Annotated in this window: 19 protein-coding genes; 10 read left to right on the forward strand and 9 right to left on the reverse strand. The window is 48.3% G+C overall.

Annotated features, from left to right (window positions below; all coding sequences use genetic code 11):
- Window positions 1-70 precede the first annotated feature (70 nt).
- Window positions 71-826 carry a murein L,D-transpeptidase catalytic domain family protein gene (locus BUB18_RS27565; RefSeq protein WP_073087435.1) on the reverse strand — a complete coding sequence of 252 codons (756 nt, stop codon included), beginning with the start codon at window positions 824-826 and terminating at the stop codon, window positions 71-73.
- A gap of 355 nt (window positions 827-1,181) precedes the next feature.
- Between BUB18_RS27565 and BUB18_RS27570 the strand changes: the two genes are divergently transcribed.
- Together BUB18_RS27570 and BUB18_RS27575 are read left to right on the forward strand one after the other, a co-directional pair.
- The gene (locus BUB18_RS27570; protein ID WP_143160123.1) at window positions 1,182-2,885 is read left to right on the forward strand and encodes a DUF885 family protein; all 1,704 of its coding nucleotides are present in this window, start codon (window positions 1,182-1,184) and stop codon (window positions 2,883-2,885) included.
- A 178-nt stretch (window positions 2,886-3,063) separates the two neighbouring features.
- Window positions 3,064-3,840: a DNA-formamidopyrimidine glycosylase family protein gene (locus tag BUB18_RS27575; RefSeq protein ID WP_073087374.1), complete on the forward strand. Its 777-nt coding sequence runs from the start codon at window positions 3,064-3,066 to the stop codon at window positions 3,838-3,840.
- Here the strand turns inward: BUB18_RS27575 and BUB18_RS27580 are convergent.
- The 6 genes from BUB18_RS27580 to BUB18_RS27605 all read right to left on the reverse strand — a co-directional run bounded on the left by BUB18_RS27580 (window position 3,812) and on the right by BUB18_RS27605 (window position 10,004).
- Complete coding sequence (locus BUB18_RS27580; protein ID WP_073087376.1) at window positions 3,812-4,645, reverse strand: SDR family NAD(P)-dependent oxidoreductase; 834 nt, start codon at window positions 4,643-4,645, stop codon at window positions 3,812-3,814. The two genes, BUB18_RS27575 and BUB18_RS27580, sit on opposite strands and share 29 nt — an antisense overlap.
- 10 nt (window positions 4,646-4,655) lie before the next feature.
- Window positions 4,656-5,540: a phytanoyl-CoA dioxygenase family protein gene (locus tag BUB18_RS27585; RefSeq protein ID WP_073087378.1), complete on the reverse strand. Its 885-nt coding sequence runs from the start codon at window positions 5,538-5,540 to the stop codon at window positions 4,656-4,658.
- A 269-nt stretch (window positions 5,541-5,809) separates the two neighbouring features.
- The gene (locus BUB18_RS27590; protein WP_073087380.1) at window positions 5,810-6,382 is read right to left on the reverse strand and encodes a nucleotidyltransferase family protein; all 573 of its coding nucleotides are present in this window, start codon (window positions 6,380-6,382) and stop codon (window positions 5,810-5,812) included.
- Window position 6,383: 1 nt separating this feature from the next.
- Window positions 6,384-7,529 (reverse strand): XdhC family protein, encoded by a 1,146-nt coding sequence (locus BUB18_RS27595; RefSeq protein ID WP_245805748.1) that lies wholly within the window; start codon window positions 7,527-7,529, stop codon window positions 6,384-6,386.
- 118 nt (window positions 7,530-7,647) lie between these two features.
- The gene (locus BUB18_RS27600) at window positions 7,648-8,865 is read right to left on the reverse strand and encodes a tetratricopeptide repeat protein (RefSeq protein ID WP_073087381.1); all 1,218 of its coding nucleotides are present in this window, start codon (window positions 8,863-8,865) and stop codon (window positions 7,648-7,650) included.
- Window positions 8,866-9,029: 164 nt separating this feature from the next.
- Complete coding sequence (locus tag BUB18_RS27605) at window positions 9,030-10,004, reverse strand: sugar phosphate isomerase/epimerase family protein (protein WP_073087383.1); 975 nt, start codon at window positions 10,002-10,004, stop codon at window positions 9,030-9,032.
- Between the two features lie 214 nt (window positions 10,005-10,218).
- Between BUB18_RS27605 and lepB the strand changes: the two genes are divergently transcribed.
- On the forward strand, window positions 10,219-11,385 hold the full coding sequence (lepB, locus tag BUB18_RS27610) for a signal peptidase I (protein ID WP_073087385.1): 1,167 nt from the start codon (window positions 10,219-10,221) through the stop codon (window positions 11,383-11,385).
- Window positions 11,386-11,463: 78 nt separating this feature from the next.
- Here lepB and BUB18_RS27615 read toward each other — a convergent pair whose 3' ends face one another.
- Together BUB18_RS27615 and BUB18_RS27620 are read right to left on the reverse strand one after the other, a co-directional pair.
- Complete coding sequence (locus BUB18_RS27615) at window positions 11,464-12,882, reverse strand: amidohydrolase family protein (RefSeq protein WP_073087387.1); 1,419 nt, start codon at window positions 12,880-12,882, stop codon at window positions 11,464-11,466.
- 2 nt (window positions 12,883-12,884) lie between these two features.
- Complete coding sequence (locus tag BUB18_RS27620) at window positions 12,885-14,084, reverse strand: MFS transporter (RefSeq protein WP_073087389.1); 1,200 nt, start codon at window positions 14,082-14,084, stop codon at window positions 12,885-12,887.
- A 159-nt stretch (window positions 14,085-14,243) separates the two neighbouring features.
- Here BUB18_RS27620 and BUB18_RS27625 point away from each other — a divergent pair, with 159 nt between their 5' ends.
- The 7 genes from BUB18_RS27625 (at window position 14,244) to BUB18_RS27655 (ending at window position 24,378) form a co-directional block, all read left to right on the forward strand.
- Window positions 14,244-15,209 (forward strand): YheT family hydrolase, encoded by a 966-nt coding sequence (locus BUB18_RS27625; RefSeq protein WP_073087391.1) that lies wholly within the window; start codon window positions 14,244-14,246, stop codon window positions 15,207-15,209.
- 158 nt (window positions 15,210-15,367) lie between these two features.
- Window positions 15,368-15,955 carry an RNA polymerase sigma factor gene (locus BUB18_RS27630; RefSeq protein ID WP_073087393.1) on the forward strand — a complete coding sequence of 196 codons (588 nt, stop codon included), beginning with the start codon at window positions 15,368-15,370 and terminating at the stop codon, window positions 15,953-15,955.
- Window positions 15,956-16,048: 93 nt separating this feature from the next.
- Complete coding sequence (locus tag BUB18_RS27635; protein ID WP_073087395.1) at window positions 16,049-17,236, forward strand: FecR family protein; 1,188 nt, start codon at window positions 16,049-16,051, stop codon at window positions 17,234-17,236.
- 343 nt (window positions 17,237-17,579) lie between these two features.
- On the forward strand, window positions 17,580-20,954 hold the full coding sequence (locus tag BUB18_RS27640) for a TonB-dependent receptor (RefSeq protein WP_073087441.1): 3,375 nt from the start codon (window positions 17,580-17,582) through the stop codon (window positions 20,952-20,954).
- A 21-nt stretch (window positions 20,955-20,975) separates the two neighbouring features.
- On the forward strand, window positions 20,976-22,502 hold the full coding sequence (locus BUB18_RS27645) for a RagB/SusD family nutrient uptake outer membrane protein (RefSeq protein WP_073087397.1): 1,527 nt from the start codon (window positions 20,976-20,978) through the stop codon (window positions 22,500-22,502).
- Between the two features lie 30 nt (window positions 22,503-22,532).
- Window positions 22,533-23,411, forward strand: a complete 879-nt coding sequence (locus BUB18_RS27650; RefSeq protein WP_073087400.1) for a hypothetical protein — start codon at window positions 22,533-22,535, stop codon at window positions 23,409-23,411.
- A gap of 124 nt (window positions 23,412-23,535) precedes the next feature.
- Entirely contained in the window at window positions 23,536-24,378 is an 843-nt protein-coding gene (locus BUB18_RS27655) for a glycoside hydrolase family 16 protein (RefSeq protein ID WP_218588117.1), read from the forward strand.
- Window positions 24,379-24,381 lie beyond the last annotated feature (3 nt).

A 24,381-nucleotide genomic window follows, 5' to 3' on the forward strand; every position in this document is an offset into this window, starting at 1 on the left:
TTAGAGATGGGCTGAGCCCATCTCTTTTCATTTGGGAGACGGGCGCAGCCCGTCTCTACTACATGTTTATCTAAGATGCTAACGTATCTTTTTCCAGCAGTTTCGTACGCATGGAATATGCTTTATCCGGACTATAGAGGAACAGGCAGCTGCCATTGCGAATCCGTTCGATCACTTTTTTGTGGATAAACTCCGGAATAGCCGGGCAGCCAAGGCTGCGGCCAATGTAGCCCTGGGTTTTAACCAGCGCTTCATTTACGTAGGCGGCGCTGTGCATTACAATGCCACGGGCCAGTGCATTATCATTAATGCCTCTCTCTTCACCCAGCAGTCGGAGGGAGTAACCATGCTGACCGATATAGGTATCGCCGGTTACATAAAAGCCCAGGCTGCTTTTGAAGCTGTTTGGCTGATTGGAAAATGCGTTGGCATTGAGGGTACCTGAACCTCTTCCATGAGATACCAGCGTGTTGAACAGCACAATTTTATTCTGCAGATCAATCACAAACAAACGCTTCTTACTGGAGGGCAGTGAGAAGTCGATAATAGAAATCACCTTGTCATTTTTGAGTTTACCTTCACTATCCAGCTTCTCATAACCCTGCATGGCGTTTTCAAACGCTTCCTCACTCAGCCCGAGTGAATCAAGGCCTAATTCTTCGTATAGGCTGGGCTGTTGAATGGAATCTGCTACAGGAGTAGTGGTAGTGGCTTTGTAAGCGCTGGCACTGGTTTTATCAATACTGCTAAAGGTGGTAATAAGGAATGCAAAAACACATACTGTAAATGCAAACACTAACGGTTTAATCACTTGCTTCTTTTTCAATTTCACGCCGTAATGTTTTAATTGTTTTACATATTTTGTTTTATGGATTTTAAAAAACACGAATTACGAATTTACCGAATTTCTGCCGCATAAATGCAGTAAAAACCTTGTTTGAGTCCGCTTGGAAACTGGTTTTAACATTGGATTTACATAGGTCAATAAATTGTATATATTTATTCTTTAAAGACAAAGTTGGTTTATTGGTGGACAATATCCGTAAATCCTTAGCAGTTAAGGACTTTAACTTTGGACTTCGTTTCGTTTAAATCAAATCAACCAATTGTATATCCACCATAATTGTGAGTGACGGCGCTGCGCAGGTGGCGCTGGCATCTATTTTTTAATCTTTATACATATGAAGAGAATATTGCTGACTACCCTCGGGATTGTTTGTACCTGTTATCTTTTTGCGGCGCCGGGGCAGCCGGTGGCGGAACTGATCCAGCGCGTAGAGGCGGATGTGAACGGCCTGAACAAGGTGTATATTTTCCAGGACAGCCCGGAATACTATACGCGTATGCGGAAGTACTACAACAGTATATTGGATGAAATGCAGCAGATCAGGTTCCGGGAGCTGTCAACCACGGAACAGGTGGATTACCTCCTGCTGCAACGGAATATGCGGCAGGAAATAAAGGAGATTGATCTGAACGCACAGGCCTACACGCAGGTATTGCCGCTGGTACCCTTTGCAGATGATATTATGCAGATGCAGATCCGGCGCCGCCGGGGCGACACGCCGGATGCCCAGCAGGTAGCCTTTACCCTGAACAAGGTGCAACAAGCCATCGGTACGGCAAGGGGGAATGCTGCCAAAAATACACAACTCACAGCGGCCGACTTCCGCAAGGCCTCCGCTATTGTTACCAGTCTTCAGAAGGGTTTGCAGAATGTGTATGATTTTTATTACAACTACGATCCGCAGTTTACCTGGTGGGTGAAAGAGCCTTACCAGAAAGTAGACAGTGCACTGAGCAAATATGCCGCATTCCTGAATTTTGAGCTGGCGGATAAAGCTGATAAATCCCTGGATGCAAGCGGAATTAAAGGTGCTCCGATTGGTAAAGAAGCACTCACAGATCTGTTGCAGTTTGAAATGATTCCTTATTCCCCGGAAGAGCTGGTGGCCATTGCTAACCGGGAGTTTGAATGGTGTGATAAGGAAATGCTGAAAGCCTCTGCGGCGTTGGGCTATGGCCAGGACTGGAAAAAGGCGCTGGCAAAGATCAAAGAAAATTATGTGGCGCCGGGTAAGCAACCGGAGTTGATTCACCGCCTCGCGGATGAGGCGATTAAGTTTGTGGAAGACCGCAAGCTGGTTACGATACCTGAGCTGGCTAAGGAAAGCTGGCGGATGTTTATGCTGAGCAGGGAGCAGCAGCGGTTTGCGCCCTTCTTCCTGGGAGGTGCTTCTATCCTGATTGCCTACCCTACTATGGATATGGAGGAAAGTGCAAAGGAGATGAGCCTGCGCAGCAATAATTATGGCTTTGCACACGCTACGGTGTTTCATGAACTGATTCCCGGTCATAACCTGCAAGGCTATATGAACCAGCGTTACAAATCCTACCGCGGTATGTTCAATACACCCTTTTCCGTGGAAGGGTGGGCACTTTACTGGGAAATGCTCCTGTGGGATAAAGGTTTTCATGCCACCCCCGAAGAAAAGATAGGTGCGTTATTCTGGCGGATGCACAGATGCGCGCGCATTATCTTCTCCCTAAATTACCACCTGGGCAAATGGACCCCGCAGCAGTGTATTGATTTCCTGGTGGATCGTGTAGGGCATGAGCCGTTCAGTGCGGAGTCGGAAGTGCGCCGCTCGTTTACCGGAGGTTATGGGCCGTTATATCAAATTGCTTATATGATGGGTGGATTACAGTTGCGTGCCTTGCATGCAGAAGTAGTGGCGAGCGGAAAAATGACAGAGCTGGCATTTCATGATACGTTTCTGCATGAAGGTGCTATCCCTGTAGAAATGTTCAGAGCCATTATTACTAAACAGGCGCTGAGTCCGTCTTTCCAGTCGCAATGGCGATTTGCGGGCGCGTTAAAGTGAGGATAAAAGCTTAATTTTATTTTGATCTTTTTTCTCGCAAAGCAGCATAAGCAGTTAAGCAGCTAAGGCTTACGTTTTGTTGTTTTCGTGTTGGATCGGGGCCGATGGCCCTGACCAATCACAATTTGCCGGATGCCGAAGGCATCCGGCAAATTGCACAAACCTAAAACTTTCAACCATGCCTGAATTACCTGATCTGGAAGTATTCCAGCAAAACTTATCTGCCGCCCTGCAAAACAAAAAATTGCAGGAAATAGAGGTGCCGGTTACCAAACATCTGAAAGTGAAGGTTGCTGTTTTAAAGAAAGCGCTGGAAGGGCAGAAGCTGGAAAAGATAGCCAGGCACGGGAAAGAACTGTTTTTCTATTTCGGGAAGAATCATGTGCTGGCGATGCACATGATGTTGCATGGAAAATTATATCTCCTTAAAAAAAATGAGGAACAAAAGTTTACCATTGCCACTTTGCGATTTACAGGCGGTATTTCGCTGGCATTAACCGATTTCCAGCGTGCGGCACACCTAACACTGGATCCGCCTGAAAAAGAGGCGCCTGATGCCCTTTCAAAGGAGTTTAACGATAAGTACTTGCAGGAGCAACTGGCAAAAAAGAAAACTACCATCAAGAAATACCTGACGGATCAGAAAAATGTACTGGGCATCGGCAATGCTTATGCCGATGAAATCCTGTATACGGCAAAGATTTCACCATTTTCTGTCGGCAAGGCCATTCCGCCAAAGATGTTGAAGGACCTGGTAACTGCCACCCGTAAGGTCCTGAAGGATGCGATCAAGAAAATAAATAAAACGCATCCGGGGATAACCAACGGCGAGGTGCGTGACTTCATGCAGGTACATGTACCTAAAAAAGAAAAAAGTCCCGGTGGTTATCCCATTCAGCATGTGGACAAAGGCGGCCGTACCTATTTTACTGAAGAGCAGGAGCTTTACTCGTAACTACATTTGCCTGGGCCGGTGCATTGGCTGCCGGTTCATAAATATCTCCTGCAATTTTTTCCACTAATGCTTTCGGGAAGAATTTAGGTAACCAGGCGTTCAGTTTGTTCGTAAAGCCGGGAATGATCTCTGCTTTACCGCTGAACAGGCCTTTCAATGCTATCTTAGCTACTGATTCCGGCGTCATGTTAAAGCGGTCAGCAATCCTGCGGGTACGTGCATTCATGCCGGCACGGTTTACGAAATCCGTATCCGTACTGCCAGGACTCAACGCACTTACCGACACATTGCTGTTACGTAACTCGTAACGCAGTCCGCGTGTAAATGACAGCGCAAAAGCTTTTGTAGCCGCATAAATATTCAGATAGGGCACCGTTTGATAAGCGGTGGTACTCACCACATTCAGCAGATATCCTTTTTTAAATTGCCGCAGCACCGGAATAAAGGCATGCGAAAGCCCCACCTGCGCCCGAATATTTACATCGATGACGTTGAACTGTGAGGCCAGCGGAATTTTTTCAAAGGCACCATTCAGGCCATAGCCGGCATTATTCACTACCACCGTCAGGCGATTGTGAAAATGCGACGACCAGCGGAATACTTCTTCGATGGCAGCTGCCGCGGAAAGGTCCTGGTTCAGCGTGTGTACGTTTACGTGATATAGCCCGGCGATTTCCGTTGCAGTGGCTTCGAGGGCGTCCCCGTCCAGGTCTACCAGCAACAGATGATAATTTTTTTCAGCCAGGGCTGCCGCTATGGCCTTTCCGATGCCTTTGGCAGCTCCTGTTACTAATGCATATGACATATTCAGTGATTTAATGTTTGGGTTCCAGTATTCCTTCCGGCTTGGCTTTTGTAGCTGCCCATGCTGGTTTGGCACCGTACAGATGTTGCTTCAGGTGCGCGAGCTTATGATAAAACGGGGTGGGACTACCGGCATGTTTCGGCTGGTATTCACCGGTGATGATGGGGATATACATTACACGGCGGCGGCTTGCTTCGCCCACATGCGGCGACTGCTGTACACGATGCCATAGTCTGCCGTCATGTACAGTCAGGTCACCTGCATTTATATCAAATCCTGTTTCGTTTTTATCAGGGTTGTTATCGATGAAATATTTTTTTCTGAAGAGGAGTCGCCATATGCCCTGGCGATGTGTGCCGGCAAGTACCCGCAGGCCACCGTTGGAAGCTGGGCAGTTGTCCAGGTGCAGGCCAACATTGAGCATAGGCATGATGCGTGAGCCGAGGAAGAGGTCCCGCGGACTATCTGTATGCCAGCCCAGCTGTTTGAACTGACTGGCAGCGGAGTTCACATAGTGATTTACCACCAGCCCGTCTTTTTCATCTTCACCAATGCGGCCACTATAAGGGCCCAGCAGTTTGGTGAGCGATTGCAGGCGCGGGTCCTGCAGGAATTCGCGGAGGACGTTGCTGTAGTGCGATGCGAAGGCGATGCGCTGAATAAGTGGCGTGCCATCCGCATCTGTGCCGAATTTCAGCGGGATGCCATTTACTTTTTGAATATCATTTCGAAGCAGCCAGTTTTGTACTTCCTGCACTTCGCGTACTAATAATGCTACAGTATCGGCATCTATAAAGTTGCGAAACTGTATTACACCATACTGGTTAAACCAGGAAAGATGCTCATCTGTTACCGTCTGGTCCAGACGGAATACGGGTTGGTTATTCGTTTTCATGACGAAAATGTTTTGTTGGCGGTGAACAATGATGCTGTAAAGCTGAAGCGGATATTGGTGGGATTACCGCAGAAGAGTGTTTGGGGGAGGGATTAACAGCAACAACAATATCCTTTGGCAACGGACAAAGTCACATATTTCGCAGTATTGCGAAAAGCAGCCATGGATGTAGTTGAAGTGTAGGTAATCATGGTATTGAATTTTATTAGTCTACCAAACTTGTAGACAAATATAGGTTAAAGTTTTATTCCGCAAAAAAAATTTCTGGTTTACTGCGCCAGCAGTTCATGGTAGTCCTTAATGGTATCAATATCAATGATTCCTTCCGGAAAATCGATGGTGGCAACCTGGTCTTTATGGGTGGTGAGGAGTTTTTTAGCGCCGGTGCTGCCTTGCAGCGCTTGTAATGCTGCAAAGTAGGGTTCGCTGAAGAGGGCGGGGGTACCGATGTTATATTCGTAGCGGCAGGCCACAATGGGAGAGCGGAGTGCCTGCATGCGGTGTAGGAGTCGCGCATCAATAAAAGGCTGGTCGCATACCAGCAAAAACAATTTACTAACGTTAGTGTATATACGTAAAAATTCGGTTACGCCAAATGCGACGGTATTACCCATGCCGGCTTCCCAGTGATGGTTCACCGTTACTTTGCAGTGCAGGCTGGCCAGTGCAGGTTTAACCTGTTCTGCAAAGGCGCCGAGTGTAACCAGTACAGGTCCTATGTTACTTTCAATAGCGGTAGATGTTATTTTTCCCAGCAGGGTGCTGCCGCGGAAGGGCAGTAGTTGTTTCGGCTGGCCTAGTCGTTGTGAAGCGCCTGCGGCGAGGATGATAATGCCTGTCATATCAGATATGTTGACTCGTGATCACCTGTGCTCTTCTGCTGTGGATAGCGCCGTCTTTATCCCGCAGGGAGGCACCTTTGTAGTTGCCGCGGCTCATCACCAGCTTTACCTCTGCTGCAATGCTGAGGGCGATCTCCTCCGGTGTGGCTGCGCCGATGTCGAGCCCGGAAGGGCCGTATATACGTGCCCGTTGTATAGCTGTAATGTTATCCGCTTCCTCCAGCATGCGTTGTAGTTTTTTCGCGGGCCCCAGCACCCCGATGTAGGGAACAGGAAATTGCACGAGCTGCTGTAGCATTGCGAGGTCGTAATTGTAGTTGTGCGTCATCAGTACGGCGGCCGTATAGGCGTCTGCGTTAATGCCCTGCAATGCTTCGGCGGCTTTGGCAACGTGGAGGGTGGCACCTGGAAAGCGCGCAGCTGTGGCGTAATTGGGGCGGCCATCCAGCAGGTGTACCTGCCAGCCCATGATGCGGGCAATGTGTAGCAGCGGCTGTGCATCGTTGCCGGCGCCGGCGATCAGCAGTTGTACTGCAGGTGTGATATAAGAGAGTAAGGCTGTTTGTGAATTTTCCGGGGAGATGTAAGTGCGGATCAGTGTGGCCTGCTCGTCCATAGCCAGTTGTGCATCACGGAGCAGGGCAGCGCAGAGCGGCGAATTATCCGTATAGCCGTCCACGTAGTTGTCCCGGCGGAGCAGCACCGTTCCCGGCTGTCTTTCTTTTCGCTTCTCTAAATTAAACAGGGTGATTAAAATACATTCCTGCCTGTTACCGGTAATAAGTTGAATGAGATGGATAGGGTTGTTGGCATCCGCTGCCACAATGGGTTCCAGCAGGATGTGAATAATGCCGTTACAGCCGAGGCCTACGCCCAGTTGTGCATCATCCTCATCAGTGGTATCATAGGTAACCAGCATGGGCTGTTGTTGCATGATCACCAGCTGCGCCTTGCGCAGGGCGTCGCCTTCGAGGCAGCCACCGCTGATAGCGCCGGTCAGTTCTCCATTTTCCGTTACCAGCATTCTGGCGCCCGGCTGCCGATACGCGGAGCCGTCCACATGCACAACGGTGGCCAGCGCGGTACGCAGGCCGTTGCGGTTGGCTTCTTCATATGCACGAACAATATCTTCCAGCTCTTTAATCATACACTAATATACAGTTTGATTTACAGTTACATCCTGTATTGAAATTTATATAAAAAAACGGTTATTCCCACTTTTTTATGAGGAGTGGAAATAACCGTCTGTATGGATGAATACGTGATTAGTAGCCTTCTTCGCGGAGGTGTTGCAGCCATTGCTGCGCAAACTCATTGGAAGGTTCCAGTTGCAGCAGCTTTTCGAAAGAGGCTTTTGATTCCTGGAACTGATCCATATGATAGAATAATATGGCCCTGTTCAGGTGCACATATGGATTGGTGGGAGCAGCCGTCAGGGCTTCATCGTAGCAGGCCATGGCCGCAGGATAGTCCTGCAGGAGCATGAGTATGGAACCTTTATTCATGAGCAAATTAGGCTCACCAGGCGCTATTTCGAGGCCTTTGTTGGCGTAGGTAAGTGCCGCCGCCAGCTGTTGTTGTATAGCCTGTTGGGTAGCTTCATCACCGCCATTCTCTTCCATCTGTTGGATGGCATTGGTAGCAGTTTCCATGAGTGTTACTACCTGCTGGGAGTACCAGTGGGCGCTTTTTTCCACTTCCTGTGTAAATGGAATGGCTTCCAGGTCAATTTCTTCTGCTGCTTCCGGTTCTGTGGGCATCCACTCTTTGGCAGGAGCGTACCACCATTCGCAGAATGCACCGAGCTCACCACCCTTCGGAATATCTTCAATATAAGGAAGTCCTTCATGCGGGATGGCATCCTGATTTACGATGATGTTGAATATCGTTTCCAGATCTTTTGTTTGAATTGGAATACCGTCCTGCTCTGCCTGCATCACCATATATGGCAGCAGCAGGTACCATAGGCCGAGCAGGTCTTTATCCTGCTGTGCGGCAGCAAACTCGGTAATAGTCAGTGCCAGGTGGAAAAAGCCCATCGGCTCCGGTGCCAGCGCATCTTTACCGGTGATGGTGCCCGCCGCCACCATGGCTGACCACAGCAGGGAGCCGGCATCGCAGTAAAGAATATATTTTCCGGTAGCATGGTCGTAGTTAGCATAGCCGGCTACCGGGTTGGCAGTGGCGTCCCACTCTTTAGCCGGGTTGGCATATATAAAGCTGAACTTCTGGCTGGCAGCAAGGCCGTCGAAAAAGGCGGTATGCTCCAGGTAAGCAGGATGAGCAGTGATCGGGAAGGTGTATACGTAGCGATGTTTAATCAGTATATCCATCACCCGGAAATGGGTGAAACCGGTATCGAAGCTGTCTTGCAGCTGGTACAGGTTGAAGATAAGGCTTCTGTAATCGGCCAGTTCGTCCTGACTATTATCCAGGCAGAGGATGGAGGTTTCCACCAAGGTTTCTATTTCGTGCATCGCCATATGTAACAACGTAAATTTGCTGCAAAGCTAGGGTATTTTCTCGCAAAGCTTTAAAAGGAGCAAAGTTTCGCCGCTTTATTTTCCCGTGCCGAAGGCACGGGAAAATAAAGCGGGTAAAAGGGGACCTTCGGTCCCCTTTTACCCGCTTTTATTAAAATTTACAGTTACTTCAACAACGTATGCTTCACATAAGCATAACTATTCGTTATACTCTGGAAATGATCCGTTTTAATCACATCCTGTTCCACATACAGGTGTTTAACCCCCGCTGCCGGCGCTTTCGCCAGGATGCGTTTAAAATCCACCGCACCGGTGCCTACGTCCGCAAAAGAGGCCATGGATAACAACTCCATGGCTTTCTTATCTTTTGTGGCAGGCGATACCAATACTTCGGGTTTAGCCTTGTCAATATCCTTTACGTGCAGTGCGAAGAACCTGCCAGGCGCCTGTGCAAAAAGCTTCACAGGATCATAGCCGGATTTAATGGCCCAGAACAGGTCCAGTTCGAAGAATACTTTTCCGGGATCAGTATTGTTGAGCATCACATCATATCCACTGCCAGCCTGGTCAGCCAGTGGTTTAAACTCCCAAAAGTGGTTGTGAAAGGCCACCTGCAGGCCTGACTTTTTACAATATTCAGCAGCCTTATTCAGCTGCCCGGAAATAAACTTGTAGTGATCAGCGGTGGGCGTTGCATCCCATTGAGGCATGGGTAATGCCGGAATCACGAAATATTTTTGACCCAGCTCAGCGGCATATTCCACCTGTGCCTTCAGCTCCTCATCCTTGCCGTTGCCTTCGGTGAGAAAATTATTAAGTCCATAGTGACCGCTCGGACTGGTCATGTTTAAAGAGGAGAGCAGTGATTTCAGTTCTTTTACCGGCATACCCCAGAATTTACCTTCGTAGGTACCGGGTGTACCGTAATAAGTTTCCACTTCCTGGTAGCCGATTTTAGCAATCCGGGTGAGCGTATCCGTAGGGTTTTTGTCCAGCTGCTCCCGCATGGTATACAGCTGAATGCCCACTTTTTTCGGTAAGCCATTGCCTTTGGCAAAGGCGGAAATGCCACCGGGCAATAGCAGTCCGGCAGTGGCCAGGCCAGCCTGTTGGAGGAATAAACGTCTTGAGTGATTCATACTAAGAACAATATTATAACGTGGATATTTTTACGTGGTACAAGGTAGTAAAAAAGAAATAACTTTTGCGTACTAGCGATGGTCTGTGGCCATCGCTAGTACGCAAACCGGCCGTCGCCAAAGGCAACGGCCGGTTTGCGCCAGGAATCAAAAGCTGCGAAGCCAACGCAGTCCCCCTTAGTACATTCATTGGCACCTAAAATCAGATTTACGGATGAAGTTTCTTGCCCGCCAACCCCAGAAGGAAACAAGCGAAAAGAAAAAGAAATCTATACTCAGAGAATGGACGGAGGCCGTGATTTTCGCCGTGGTAACCGCCACCCTCATCAGAACCTTTTTGTTTGAAGCCTTCATGATCCCTTCTCCTTCCATGGAGCAAACGCTGCTGATCAACGATTATATCTTTGTGAGTAAACTGAGCTATGGCCCGCGTATCCCCAATACGCCACTGGCGCTGCCGTTTACCCAGGCCAGGATGCCTTTTTTTCCTAACGTGAAGCCCTACAGCACAGCGGTGATTTGGCCCTATAAGCGACTCCCGGGCTTCGGCAAAGTGCAGCGCGGGGATGTAATAGTGTTTAACCTGCCGGTAGGGGATACTGTGCTGACCAGCAAACAGGGAGAAGACGTGGACTATTACCGGGAACTGCACCCGGAGAAATTTCCGCCCCCGGATATACGGCCTATTGATAAACGTGCCACCTGGATTAAGCGCTGTATAGGACTGCCCGGCGATACGCTGGAAATTAACGCTGGTATTGTATACATTAATCGAATTCCATTGGACGAACCGGCACATTCCCAACGGCCTTATTTTCTTTTCGATAATGAATGTAAAGGGTTGCCGGATTCACTGCTGAATGAATGGGACATCGACCGGAAGTTTTTTCAGATGCGCGGCGACAGCACTAAATTCCGCTATTATTTTACGCCGACAGTAGTTCGGAAATTAAGGCAGCTGGGCTATAATATCGAGCCGGTGATCCACAGTCCCGACCGGGATTCCCGCATATTCCCGAAAGATTTTGAGCATCAGTATAATGAAGATTTTTTTGGACCTATTATTATACCCAAAAAAGGCCTCACCATTCCACTGGACAGCAGTAACATTATCCTGTATGCGAGGGCGATTGCCACTTATGAGCATAACAAACTGGATACTTCCACTAACGTAATTATGATCAATGGAGCACCAGCATCTTCCTATACCTTTAAAATGAATTACTACTGGATGATGGGCGATAACAGGCACTTTTCTGAAGATTCCCGGTTCTGGGGATTTTTACCGGAAGATCATGTGATGGGGAAAGCGACGATGATTTGGTTGAGTTATGATAAGACTAGTATCAGGTGGAGGAGATTTTTTAATCTGATAAAGTAGCACTTTCAATCTCACCGAAGGTGAGATTGAAAGTGCTACAGATAGCCCGACCTGCGGTCGTGGCTATCTGTAGCGAGTTTACTTATTGGCAATGCGCACCTGTTGCAACAGGTTATCCAGCGCCTGCCTGTCCAGCATTTTCCCCTTCGTTACCACCGCAAATATTTTACGGGTATTATTGATATCTGTCAGCGGATTTGCGTTCAGCAGCAATACATCTGCTTTTTTGCCGGCTGCGAGGGCTCCATAACTATCTTTATGCAGGTATGCCGGAGAATTGATGACAGAAGCCTGTAATGCCTGCAAAGGCGTAATACCACCGTATTTTACCATTAGTGCCAGCTCTTCATGTATGCCAATTCCTGGATAGGTGTAGGAGTTGAGATAGCCGGCATCTGTACCTGCCATAATTTTCACCCCTGCCTGTTGCAGCAGTTTCAGCGATGCCGCCGTTTTGATAAATACTTCTTTTCTGAAGGCCACCGCCGTGGAATCGTCCTGCATAGCGCGGTTTACCCGCCATGCATAGGTGCCTTTAATGCCTTTGCCGATATATTGCAGGTAGTCGTCGTGGGAGTGGTCGTCTACATCCAGCCAGGCCATCAGGTGAGGCAGTGTAAGTGTGGGTGTGATAGCCGTGCCCCTGGCAGCCATCATCCGATAGGTTTTCATGGCGGCGGCACTGTCGAAGTTGGCAAGGATATACTTGTTAATATCCCGGCCTTTAATTGTTCCTGCGGCAATTTTTTGGGAGAGATCCGCCTCATCTTTCACTCCGGCTTTCCAGGCATAGCCCAGGTGCTCTACAGCACTGAGTCCTGCCGCGGTAACCTGGTCCATCGTAAGGGTGTAGGGAATATGTGCAGATACGGCCCATCCACGTTTACGCGCTTCCCGTAAGGCTTCCAAATATAGGTCGCTCTTCAGTGTATTATCCGTCACCTTTACGAAATCCACTTTGATTTTTTGCAGGGAGTCCAGCGCCTGTTGTAACTCTGCAGAAGTGCCTATTTCCAGGTCGTTGAGCCAGAGGGATTTATAACCTTCCAGTTTAGGGCCGCTGGTGAAGATGGTAGGGCCTTGCAGGGTACCGTTATTCACCTCCTTTCTCCATTGTATCACGAGGTCGCTGATATCTGCCGAACAATCGCGGATGGTGGTTACGCCATGTGCGAGGTATAGGAGCAAAAAATTTTTATTTTCATCTGCGAGGGTATCGCAGCCGCCGAAGTGCATGTGGTTGTCCCACAGCCCGGGCATGGCGTATTTACCTGCACCGTCAAAGGTCCGCGCAGCCGTGTAGCGTTTGATTTTTTTATCGTCGTTCACGGCAATGATGCTGTCGTGGCGGATCACGATGGACTGCCCGGCTTTAATTTTTCCGGTATGTACATCAATCACCTGCACGGAGCGGATGATGAGATCGGCGGATTCCTGCGCTTGTACGTGTATACAGGCAAGTGAGGCAATACCGGCGAAGAGGAGTTTTTTTAGCATAGTCACTGTTTGCTTTTTTTAATGTTTATGAGGAATGCAAAGAGTATAATGGAGGTGCCCAGCACGCATACGCCCGGCCAGCCGTAGGCGCTCCAGGCGCGGGCGCCCAGCAGCGATCCCAGAGAGCCGCCTGCAAAGGAGCTAGAAATATATACGGTGTTGAGTCGGCTTCTGGCTTCCGGATTGAGGGCAAATACTTTTGACTGGTTGGAGATATGCGTTACCTGCATGCCTACATCCAGCAGGATTACGCCGGCGATCAGGCCTATCAGCGAGGTGCCGGAGAATCCCATGATTACATACGCCACTATGGCGGCGATGATGCCGAGCAGGATCGTGAAATGCGGCCCTTTTTTATCGGACGATTTCCCTGCCAGCGGGGCCGCCAGCGCGCCGCAGGCGCCTATTACGCCAAACATGCCCACCATGTCACTTTTGAAGAAGAAGGGACTGCCTTCCAGGAGGAATACCAGGGTGGTCCAGAACACGCTGAATGCACCGAACATACAAAAGCCGGTGATGGCGGCCTGTCGTAGCGTAGGCATTTCTTTCGTGAGTGTAATCAGTGATTTCATGAGACTGGCGTAGCTACCTTCGAAGGTAGGTGGATTTTTAGGCAGTTTCACGCTTAGTATCGCCAGCAATCCGGCAGTGGCGAGGCCGCCAATAAGGAATACAGCCCTCCAGCCCAGGTGAGCGCCAATGAAGCCGCTGAGGGTCCTGGATAGCAGAATACCAATGAGCAGGCCGCTCATTACTTTTCCTACAATTTTTCCCCGTGAGGTGGCAGGCGCCATGGTGGCTGCCATGGGCAGCAGCAGCTGCGGTACGGAGGAGAATATGCCTACAAACAGGCTGGCGGCAACCAGCATATAAAAGTTGGCTGAAAAGGCGGCTGCAATCATGCATATGGCTGCACCAAAAGTTTTTACCAGTATGAGTTTACGTCGTTCTGTCTTATCTCCCAGCGGCACTATAAAAAGTAGTCCGAGCGTATAGCCCACCTGTGTGATGGTGGCTATGATGCTTACCTGGTTTATGGTGAGATGAAAGGTTTCTGCAATTTGCACCAGCAGTGGCTGGTTGTAGTAGATATTGGCTACTACCAGGCCGCAGGTGATGGCCATCAGCATCACCAGCCCGTTGCTGATGCCGGGATGTGTAATGTTAATGGGTCTTTTTTCTGTAATCGTCTGTTCCATCGCTCAAATTTTTTCCATCTGCAAAGGTAGTAAGGATGTAAGGGTAAGTGATAGTACAGGTTATAACAAGGTGGGTAGATATTATTGCTATAATAACATAAAGGTAGTATATCGACAGGTGTCGATATATGTAGGAAAGTACCTAATTTTACGGCCGTTATGCCGCTAGTGAAAAAATCTGATTATGAGGCGCCGGTGTTGCTGCGCAATCGTCACCTGATGACGATCTATCCTACTTTATTCAGGAGGGTAAAGCCAGCAGCATATGAGCGGAAGCGTATCACCACGGAGGATGGGGATTTCCTGGATCTGGACTGCTGTAGCAGGGGGAGCAACCGGGTGGTGTTGATCCTGCATGGCCTGGAGGGTGACGCGGGCAGGAAATATGTACTGGGCATGGTGCAAATCTTTAATGCTGCCGGCTTTGATACCGTTTCCATGAATTTTCGTGGTTGCAGTGGCGAACCAAATAAGCAACTGCGGTTTTACCATAGTGGAGAAACCGGGGACCTGGATACGGTGGTGCACCATTTGGCGGCACTGGAAAAGTATAGTTCCATTCACCTGGTAGGTTTTTCGCTGGGGGGTAATGTTACTTTAAAATATCTGGGAGAGAAGGGAGAGCAGCTGCACCCCATGGTGAAGTCGGGGGTAGCGGTTTCAGTGCCCTGCGACCTGGTCACCAGTTCCACCGAACTGGCCAAGCCACATAACAGTATTTATATGAACCGCTTTATCCGTTCATTGGGGCGCAAGCTGGCATTAAAGCAGCAGCAGTACCCCGGAGCGATTGACCTGAGCGGGTATGAGCTGATAAGAAATTTCCGGCAGTTTGACGATCGCTATACGGCGCCGCTGCATGGTTTTCCGAATGCGTTGGAGTATTGGACCAGGTGTAGTTCCCTGGGATTTTTGCACAGGATAAATGTGCCTACTTTGTTGATTAATGCAAAGGATGATCCGTTTCTCAGTAAGGAGTGTTATCCATATGAGATTGCGGATAAGCATCCGTATTTATATTTAGAGACACCGGAAAAAGGTGGACACGTTGGTTTTGTAGGATTTAGGGATTACTATTACTGGACCGAAAAAAGGGCCTTGGAATTTACACAATCTTGTTTGTAGTTTGCGGTTGAAACAGCACAACAATAGCGTGTAAAAAGTACGTTTAATTCATTAACAATTCGATTTAGCAAAGAATATTAGCACGGCATAAATTTGCAGGTAGTTTAATAGTTATTTTATAATTTACACACAGCCTTAGAAATCTATTTCTTATTACTATGGAGCGAATGCCTTCAGAAGAGGAAGTGTTATACAGGATGCGTGAGGGAGATGAATCGGCCTTTTCAAGTATTTATCGGCACTATCACCCTGGTTTATATGTTTACCTGTTACGTTTTTGCAAGGTACCATCCCTGGCGGAAGACCTTGTGCATGACGTATTTCTGAAGGTATGGGAAATACGGGACCGGATTAACCCTGAATTATCTTTTGGCGGCTACCTGTACAGAATCGCCAGGAATCATGTCCTGAAAACTATTCACAAACTGGCGGATGACCACGAGTTGAGGGCGCAACTGTATGCGCAGCTGCAGGAGCGGGAAACCACCAACGAGGTGGATGTGCTGTCGAAAGAATATGATCGTTTGTTCAGGGAGGCTTTTGCAGGCCTTACGGTGCAGCGGCAGAATGTATTCCGGCTTTGCCGGCAGGAAGGCAAAAGCTATGATGAGGCAGCGGCCATCCTGGGTATTTCCAGGAATGCCGTGAAAAAACATATGGTGTTGAGTATGCGATTCATACAGGATTATATATACAGGCATGGCGACATTCTGGTAGCATCTTGCCTTGTTGCGATGTTTTTTTAAAAAAAATTCTCCGGAGGGGTACCCTCCATTTCAATTTTCGGATATAGTACAATAGAGGCACTGCAAAAAAGTGTCTGCCACGTTATACACGTTATGCATCACCCTGCATCTTATTATCAGCAACTATTGGCCAAATACCTTGAAGGTAAGTGCACGCCGGAGGAATCCGAAGAGCTGCTTCAATGGCTGGACACCAGGGATTCGCGACGGACTGCCCTGCAGGCGATGCAGGAGGAATTTGAGCGTAGTATGACAGAACCTGCAATGGTGCCGGAATCAATGAGTAACCGGGTGGAAACCAGGTTATTGCAGGAAATCAGTAAAAATAAAGTGGTGCCCATGCATCCGCTGCGCCGTAAGAAATGGATGGTGGCTGCCGCAGTGATGACGGGAGTGGCAGTGGCAGCGGGCTTTTATATGTATACCGCACACCGGGTGCAACCTGCCGTAGTAAAGCAGATAGCATCCGTAGCAGATATTAAACCAGGGTCGGATAAAGCAATCCTGACGCTGGCAGATGGTACTCAGGTAACTTTAGATAGCGCGGGAAATCAGGTAATCGTTCAGGGAGGTACAAAAGTTAAGCAACTAAATGGCCAGTTATTGTATGAAACAGATGGCCAGACTACACAGGCTGAAACTTATAATACGCTTAACGTACCTCGTGGCGGCCAGTTTAAGCTGGTATTACCTGATGGATCAACGGTTTGGCTCAACGCCGCTTCCAGCCTGCGCTATCCTACTGCATTTACGGGCAGCACCCGTACAGTGGAAATAAAAGGCCAGGCTTATTTTGAAGTAGCCCAAAACAGTAATAAGCCCTTTATAGTGAAGGCAGAGAACACCACGATACAGGTGCTGGGAACCGGCTTTGATATTATGTCGTATCCCGACGAGAAAGAGCAGCGTACCACGCTGGTAGAAGGGGCCGTAAAAGTGAAAGTGGGCACGATAGAAAAATACCTGAAGCCGGGGCAGCAGGTGGCACTGAATAATGAGACAGGAGAAGCCACTGTACATGATGCGGATGTACAGGGCGTTATAGCCTGGAAAACCGGCTTCTTTGAATTTGATAATGTGAGCTTACCTACGATCCTGCGACAGCTGGGCCGTTGGTACGACCTGGATATTGTTAACAAGTTTGCTTATAACAACAGCAGGCTGGGAGGACGCATCAGCCGAAACCTGCCGTTGTCAGAAATATTACCCATGTTGAAGAGTGCCGGAGCGGATTTTACCCTGAATGGCAGAACGTTGATAGTGGCGCCTTCAGCGAAATGAGAAAGGAATAGAAATTATTAACTAAAACAACTCGTAAAGAAAGGGACAGCGTATGAAATCAGCCGTAATCCACGTCGGCAGTACCACGTTCAATTATTAAAGATAAAACTGAAAACAACCGAAGCAGACATGACAACCGAAACTAGCTAACAGTTTAGGTGTCCAAAAAAAAACCGGAAGCGCTCGCAACACTCCCGGCAATAATTTGGGCATATAAACTGAACAGAATTCCCTTATCGAATCATATTCGTCAATTCCCAAACACTACAAAAGTATGCAATTTAACTTTAGTGGTATAGTTTCCGGTACCCGGAAATTTGTATCTACAAAAACGTTCTGCGTTATGAAATTGACTGCCTTTTTGCTGCTCGCCGCTTGCTTACATATCAGCGCAAAAGGATTGTCGCAGCAGATCACGCTTTCAGAAAAAGGCGCTCCCTTGAAAAAAGTACTGAGAGAGGTAGCCCGCCAGGCCGGAATTTCTGTAGTATACGATGAAGCTCAGCTGGCAGCAACTTATCCTGTTACTATTTCCGTAAAAAATGTATCTGTGCAGACAGCGCTGGATAAAGCGCTGGCCGGACAGCCTTTTTCTTATAAAGTGGATGGTTCCCGTATCACACTGGTAAAAGCCAGTGCCGATAACGTGGCTGCTGCCGATTCTTCCATCACCGTTACCGGTAAAGTGACCGACGAGAAGGGAGACCCTATCCCCGGGGCTACCATCCGCGTTCAGGGCACCAGTACCGGTACCGCCACTGATATAAACGGGCACTTTTCCCTTAAGGTTCCCAGCCCTAAATCCCAGCTGGCTTTTTCTTTTATCGGTTATAATCAGCAGGTGCTCCAGGCGTCGGCCAACCCGATGAATATTAAACTGGCATTGTCTTCCACTTCCCTGACCGAAACCGTAGTGGTAGGTTATGGCGTGCAAAAGAAAAGTGTGGTAACGGGTGCAATCTCCTCCATTAAATCCACTGAGTTTGAGAACCAGCCGGTAACCCGCGTAGAGCAGGTGCTGCAGGGCCGCACCTCCGGTGTAACCGTGGTATCTTCTTCCGGGCAGCCAGGATCTGCTTCCTCTGTACGTATCCGTGGTAACACCAGTATCAATAACAATGACCCGCTGTGGGTTGTGGATGGTGTGGTTGTGGACAACGGTGGTGTGAGCTATCTCAACCAGTCCGATATTGAAAGCATGGAAGTACTGAAAGATGCGGCTTCTGCTGCCATCTACGGTACACGTGCTGCTAACGGTGTCATCCTCATCACCACAAAAAAAGGTAAGGAAGGTAAACTGCGCGTTAACTATAACGGTTACGTAGGTACTTCCGCACCTGCACGTAAACTGAACCTCCTCAATGCAACCGAATATGCTACCCTCATCAACGAAGGGCTGGTAGCTGACGGTAAAGCGCCTAAATATGCCAACCCGGCGTCATTGGGTGTGGGTACCGACTGGCAGGACCTCATCTTCAATAACAATGCTTTCCGTCAGAACCATGAGATCAGCCTGAGTGGTGGTAACGATCGCTCTACCTTCTATACCTCCTTTGGTTTCATGAAGCAGGAAGGTATCGTAGCTTCCGATATCTCAAAATATCAGCGTGCTACTTTCCGTATCAACTCTTCACACAAGATTGCCAAATGGCTGACTTTCGGTGAAAACCTGAGCTATGCCTATGAGAAAAACTCCGGCCTGGGTAACACCAACAGTGAGTTTGGCGGTCCGCTGAGCTCCGCGATCAACCTGGACCCTATTACTCCTGCGATCGTATACGATAAAACCGTGGCTGCTAATGCACCATACACCAACACCGGTGTGGTGCGGGATGCATTCGGAAATCCTTATGGTATTTCTGATGCGGTAAAACAGGAAATTACCAACCCGCTGGCTTATATTCAAACCAGACTGGGCAACTATGGCTATTCCCACAACTTCGTGGGTAATGCTTACCTGGAAGCCGAACCTATTGCAGGTCTGAAACTGAGATCTACTTTCGGGGGTAAAATGGCATTCTATGGTTCAGATAACTTTGTTCCGGTGTATTACCTGAACTCTTCTACCACTAACGCCAGAACCAGCTTTACCAGAGATCAGAACAACAACCGTTCCTGGAACCTGGAAAATACCATCTCTTATTCCAGGACGATCAAACAACATGATTTCAGTGTGTTAGTGGGTCAGGGCGCTTACCAGGATGGTTACAGACAAAATACTAACGTAGCTTACTTCGGTATTCCAGCCAATTCTTTTAAAGAAGCATCGCTGAACTACAAAATTGCCAATACAAACAAAACTGCATCCGGTGTTGATGGTCTGTTACATACAGTAGCATCCTACTTCGGTCGTGTGAACTATAACTACGCTGAAAAATATCTGTTGACCGCTATCATTCGCCGTGATGGTTCCTCCCGCTTCCCTACTGACAGAAAGTATGCAGTGTTTCCTTCTGTGTCTGCCGGCTGGGTACCAACAAAAGAAGCTTTCTTTCCTGAAAATGACGTGATCGACTTCCTCAAAATTCGCGGAGGTTACGGTAGTGTAGGTAATGACTATATTACAGATGGCGGTAACCTGAATGAGCATGGTTATTTGTCTACTATTGGCGATGGCAGAAACTATTCCATTGGTAATGAAATCCTCGTTGGTAACAGTCCGAACGCCCCCGCCAACCAATACCTCCATTGGGAAGAAACTCACCAGACCAACATTGGTTTTGACCTCGCTTTCTTAAAGCATTTCAATTTCACTTTTGACTGGTTCAACAAGAAAACTACCGGAATCCTGATGAACCCTAAAGTACCTTTCTACACAGGTTCATTCTCTAACCCTCCTGCAAACGTGGCAGATAACCAAAACCGCGGTATTGATCTGGAGCTGGGATATCATGGTAAAATCGGGGAAGTGCAGCTGAATGTAAATGCTAACGCATCTTACGTTAAAAATAAATCGCTCTACCTTGGTGATGGTGTAAAATACATCACTACCAACCAACAGAACTTCCAGAGTTCTACTTACCCAATCACACGTACTGTGTTGGGCAGTCCGCTGAATGCTTTCTATGGGTTTAAAACTGCCGGTATTTTCCAGAACCAGGCAGAGGTAGATGCATATGTCGATGGCAAAGGCAATAAAATCCAGCCAAATGCCAAACCAGGGGATTTCCGTTGGGTAGATACCAATGGCGACGGTGCTATCACTGAAGCTGACCGTCAGGTGCTTGGAAACCCAATGCCAACATGGACATATGGTCTGAACATCTCTGCTACTTACAAAAACTTTGATATTAACCTGTTTGCACAAGGTGCTGGTGGTAACAAAATCTTCCAGGGTCTGAAGCGCCTGGATATCAAAGAAGCGAACATGCAGAATAAGGCGCTGGGTCGCTGGACAGGTGAAGGAACTTCCAACACTTATCCTCGTATGACTTTGGATGATCCTAACCGCAACTACTCCAATCCTTCTGATTTCTACCTGGAAGACGGTGACTATCTGCGCCTGAAAGTATTACAGATCGGTTATACTTTGTCCAACAACATTATGAAACGCATCGGTGCACAACGTTTACGTGTATTCGTTACCGGTGAGAACCTGTTTACCTTCACCAAATACACTGGCTTCGATCCTGAAATCGGTGGTACCGTATCCAGCATCGACCGTGGTATCTATCCACAGGCGCGCTCTTACATGTTTGGTCTGAATGTTACTTTCTGATAATTTAAAAAGCAGGACAAAATGAAAAGAAAATTCTTTAAATCTATAATAATAGCAGCTGGTGGATTGTTAGTGTTTGCTGCTTGTAGTAAAAGTTTCCTTGAAACAGATCCAACCGGTACGCCTACAGAAAACAATTACTACCGTAATGAAACCGAAGCATTTAACGGTTTGGTGGCCGTATATGACGTAGTAGGATGGCAGGGTAACGCTTATATTACTAAAACGGGTATGGCCGATGCCGCCTCTGATGATCACTATGCAGGCGGTGGTAGCTCCACGGACGTTTCCGGATTACAGGTAATGTCCAACTATACCGTGGACCCGGCCACAGGGCCTTCCGCCGAATTATGGCAGAAAGGTTATGCCGGTGTGTTCCGCGCAAACCTCCTGATGGAGAAACTGCCTAACGTGCCAATGGATGAAAATAAAAAGAAACGTTTTGTGGCAGAATGTAAAGTACTTCGTGCTTACTTCTACTTTGACCTGGTGCGTTTGTTCAAAAACATTCCGCTGATCACAAAAACACTGGCTACATCTGAATTCAACAGCGTACTCCAGGCAGAGCCTGCACAGGTATGGGCGCAGATTGAAAAAGACCTCACTGAGGCGATTGCTGAAGCCCAGCTGCCTGATAAACTGGCGAGTTCCGAAACCGGCCGCATGAACAAAGGTATTGCACATGCCCTGCTGGGTAAAGTATATCTCTGGGAGAAAAAATATACTGAAGCAGCTGCTGAATTTGCACTGGTAAACGGTACGCCGGGTGGTGCCAACAGCTATGGTTATGCCCTGTTGCCTAACTTTGCAGACCTCTGGAAGTTTACCAATAAATTTAACTCAGAGTCTATCTTCGAAATTTCCTTCTCCTCTTTGAGCGGTGGTACCTGGAGCTGTACTTCCTGTACAGAAGGTAACGTACTGAATGTGATGGTGGGCCCTCGCGGATACTCTCCAACACCAGGTGCTCCTGACTACTACTCCGGCTGGAGCTTCCTGCCGGTGACACAGTCCCTGTTTGATGCGCTGCATTTCGACCCTCGTTTCAATGCTACTATAGTAAACCTGGATAGCCTGGAGAAAAATGGAGTGGCTAAATACGAGAAGGGCTATATGAACACCGGTTATTTCCTCGCTAAGTTCGCCGCTAAAAACTCCGACAGAACTACCGGTGGTGGTAATGTAGAGTTGAACTTTGGTCAGAACCTCTACGAAATCCGTTTGGCAGATGCTTACCTGATGGAAGCAGAAGCGCTGGTAAGAGGTGGTGGTGATGCTGCCCGTGCCGATGCCCTGCTGAATGCAGTACGTAAACGTGTAGGCCTGAATCCGGTGCCTGCTACCATCGACAATATCATGAAAGAAAGACGTCTTGAACTGGCTGGTGAAGGTCATCGTTGGTTCGACCTCGTTAGAACCGGTGATGCTGCCACAGTGCTGGCCTCCAAAGGTTTCAAGGCAGGTAAGAACGAAATCCTTCCTATTCCTTTACAGGAGCTGGAAAACACCAAAATTCTGCAGAACAAAGAATATGGTGGCACTAAATAATGATGTCAACAACCTTTAAAAAGTCGATTCATGAAATTTGCCAATAAAAATATATTAGCCGCAGTACTGCTGGGCATGAGTGCCTTTGCTGCCTGCACACCCGAATCAGATACCAAATCACTGGGCCCTATTCCTGCCGGTACGTTCACCGTTACACCGGTGGCCAACGACGGTAACCGTTTCGTAGTCAGCAACACCACTGCCGGTTCCTTTATGAGCGTGTGGGCTGCTTCTAACGGCGGCGCCTCCAGGAAAGTGACAGATACCCTTACTTTCGGCAGAAAAGGTACCTGGGATATTAACCTCACCGCCTACACGCAGGGAGGTTCCGCTACCACCAAACAACAGGTGACCGTAGCCGCAGATATACCACCAGCACAGATCGTAGGATTTTATGATCTCACCAAACCCAGAGTGGATACACAATGGCTGGCACTGAAAATGGGTGCAGTAAGTACTACTATTACCTATACCCCAACTGGTGTTAATTTCTCCAAACCAGCTAACGCTGCTTCCAACGGTGGTATCTATAGGAAAGTGAAAATCAATCCTAACCGTGATTACTACCTGCAGGTATTTGCAAGAGGTCAGATGGTGAAACTGGCAGGAGACTCTGCCTGGTTTGAAGCTTACATTGGTAAGGATGTACCGCTGAATAACTTTAACTATGCTACCAACCTGGTGGCAGGTTTCAATACCAACAGCGATTGTGGCCTGGTAGCGATGAACGGTGATGTAGTACCTGTTGCATGCACCGGTGCAGCTGCCGGAAAAGGAAGTCTGGTGAAGTTCACAGATGCAGCAGATTTTTATATCGTAATCAAAGCAGGAAGTAACTCCGCTGCAAATGGCCTGGGTACCGCAGGTATCACGGTTGACAGTGTGAAGCTCCTGGAGCAGATCAGATAATACTTTTAGTTCCCGAAGAGGTATCCCGCCGTTGGCGGGATACCTCTTCGGGAGATCGCCAGGGCCGCAGGCCCTGGCGATCTCCCGGGAACAAAAATACCACTCATCAATTTTTTTCCCCATCATGAACGCGGTTGCAGTATCTTTCGTTTCCATGCTGATGGCTTCACAGCTATGCCTGGCCAACAGCGACACTACCTCACCCAAAAAACTACCAGTTCCGGTTGATAAAGCCTGGAAATTTGAACAGACTCCGGTTTGGGCCGATGAGTTTGACTATTCCGGCATGCCCGATCCTGCCAAATGGGGTTATGACATTGGCGGCGGTGGTTGGGGAAACCACGAACTGCAATACTACTCCGACAGCGGCAACGCCATCGTTGGCAATGGTGTACTCACCATCACCGCCCGCAAGGAGGACAAAGAAAACAAACATTATACCTCCGCCCGCGTGATCAGCAAAGGCAAAGGAGATTTCCTGTACGGCCGCTTCGAAATAAGAGCGAAACTGCCCGCAGGTAAAGGCACCTGGCCCGCCATCTGGATGCTGCCCACCGACTGGGCATACGGCGGCTGGCCAAACTCTGGTGAAATTGATATCATGGAACACGTGGGATATAACCCCGGTAAAGTCCATGTAACGATGCATACAAAAGCATATTATTTTAAAATCAATACCCAGAAAACAAGTATTACCGAAGTTGACAGCATCTATGATGCGTTTCATACTTACCGGCTCGACTGGACACCCGCTGCGATCCGCGCTTACATTGATGATAAGCCGGTGTTTGAAATGAAGAATGAAGGACAGGGATATTTAGTATGGCCATTCGACAAACGGTTTCACCTTTTACTCAACGTTGCCGTAGGGGGCGACTGGGGCGGGAAGGAAGGAGTAGATGACAGCATTTTCCCTACAGCCATGCAGGTTGATTACGTTAGAGTATACAAGATGATAGATCAATAAATC

This window comes from Chitinophaga jiangningensis (assembly GCF_900142605.1).
Classification (GTDB): domain Bacteria; phylum Bacteroidota; class Bacteroidia; order Chitinophagales; family Chitinophagaceae; genus Chitinophaga; species Chitinophaga jiangningensis.

Bases quoted from the DNA above. Each gene is read 5' to 3' on its own strand.
- BUB18_RS27580 (WP_073087376.1), bottom strand. From the start codon at position 4,645: ATGTCATATGCATTAGTAACAGGAGCTGCCAAAGGCATCGGAAAGGCC.
- BUB18_RS27600 (WP_073087381.1), bottom strand. From the start codon at position 8,865: ATGGCGATGCACGAAATAGAAACCTTGGTGGAAACCTCCATCCTCTGC.
- BUB18_RS27585 (WP_073087378.1), bottom strand. From the start codon at position 5,540: ATGAAAACGAATAACCAACCCGTATTCCGTCTGGACCAGACGGTAACA.
- BUB18_RS27650 (WP_073087400.1), top strand. From the start codon at position 22,533: ATGAAATTTGCCAATAAAAATATATTAGCCGCAGTACTGCTGGGCATG.
- BUB18_RS27605 (WP_073087383.1), bottom strand. From the start codon at position 10,004: ATGAATCACTCAAGACGTTTATTCCTCCAACAGGCTGGCCTGGCCACT.
- BUB18_RS27625 (WP_073087391.1), top strand. From the start codon at position 14,244: ATGCCGCTAGTGAAAAAATCTGATTATGAGGCGCCGGTGTTGCTGCGC.
- BUB18_RS27635 (WP_073087395.1), top strand. From the start codon at position 16,049: ATGCATCACCCTGCATCTTATTATCAGCAACTATTGGCCAAATACCTT.
- BUB18_RS27590 (WP_073087380.1), bottom strand. From the start codon at position 6,382: ATGACAGGCATTATCATCCTCGCCGCAGGCGCTTCACAACGACTAGGC.
- BUB18_RS27630 (WP_073087393.1), top strand. From the start codon at position 15,368: ATGGAGCGAATGCCTTCAGAAGAGGAAGTGTTATACAGGATGCGTGAG.
- BUB18_RS27640 (WP_073087441.1), top strand. From the start codon at position 17,580: ATGAAATTGACTGCCTTTTTGCTGCTCGCCGCTTGCTTACATATCAGC.
- BUB18_RS27645 (WP_073087397.1), top strand. From the start codon at position 20,976: ATGAAAAGAAAATTCTTTAAATCTATAATAATAGCAGCTGGTGGATTG.
- BUB18_RS27575 (WP_073087374.1), top strand. From the start codon at position 3,064: ATGCCTGAATTACCTGATCTGGAAGTATTCCAGCAAAACTTATCTGCC.
- BUB18_RS27595 (WP_245805748.1), bottom strand. From the start codon at position 7,529: ATGATTAAAGAGCTGGAAGATATTGTTCGTGCATATGAAGAAGCCAAC.
- lepB (WP_073087385.1), top strand. From the start codon at position 10,219: ATGAAGTTTCTTGCCCGCCAACCCCAGAAGGAAACAAGCGAAAAGAAA.
- BUB18_RS27615 (WP_073087387.1), bottom strand. From the start codon at position 12,882: ATGCTAAAAAAACTCCTCTTCGCCGGTATTGCCTCACTTGCCTGTATA.
- BUB18_RS27620 (WP_073087389.1), bottom strand. From the start codon at position 14,084: ATGGAACAGACGATTACAGAAAAAAGACCCATTAACATTACACATCCC.
- BUB18_RS27570 (WP_143160123.1), top strand. From the start codon at position 1,182: ATGAAGAGAATATTGCTGACTACCCTCGGGATTGTTTGTACCTGTTAT.
- BUB18_RS27655 (WP_218588117.1), top strand. From the start codon at position 23,536: ATGAACGCGGTTGCAGTATCTTTCGTTTCCATGCTGATGGCTTCACAG.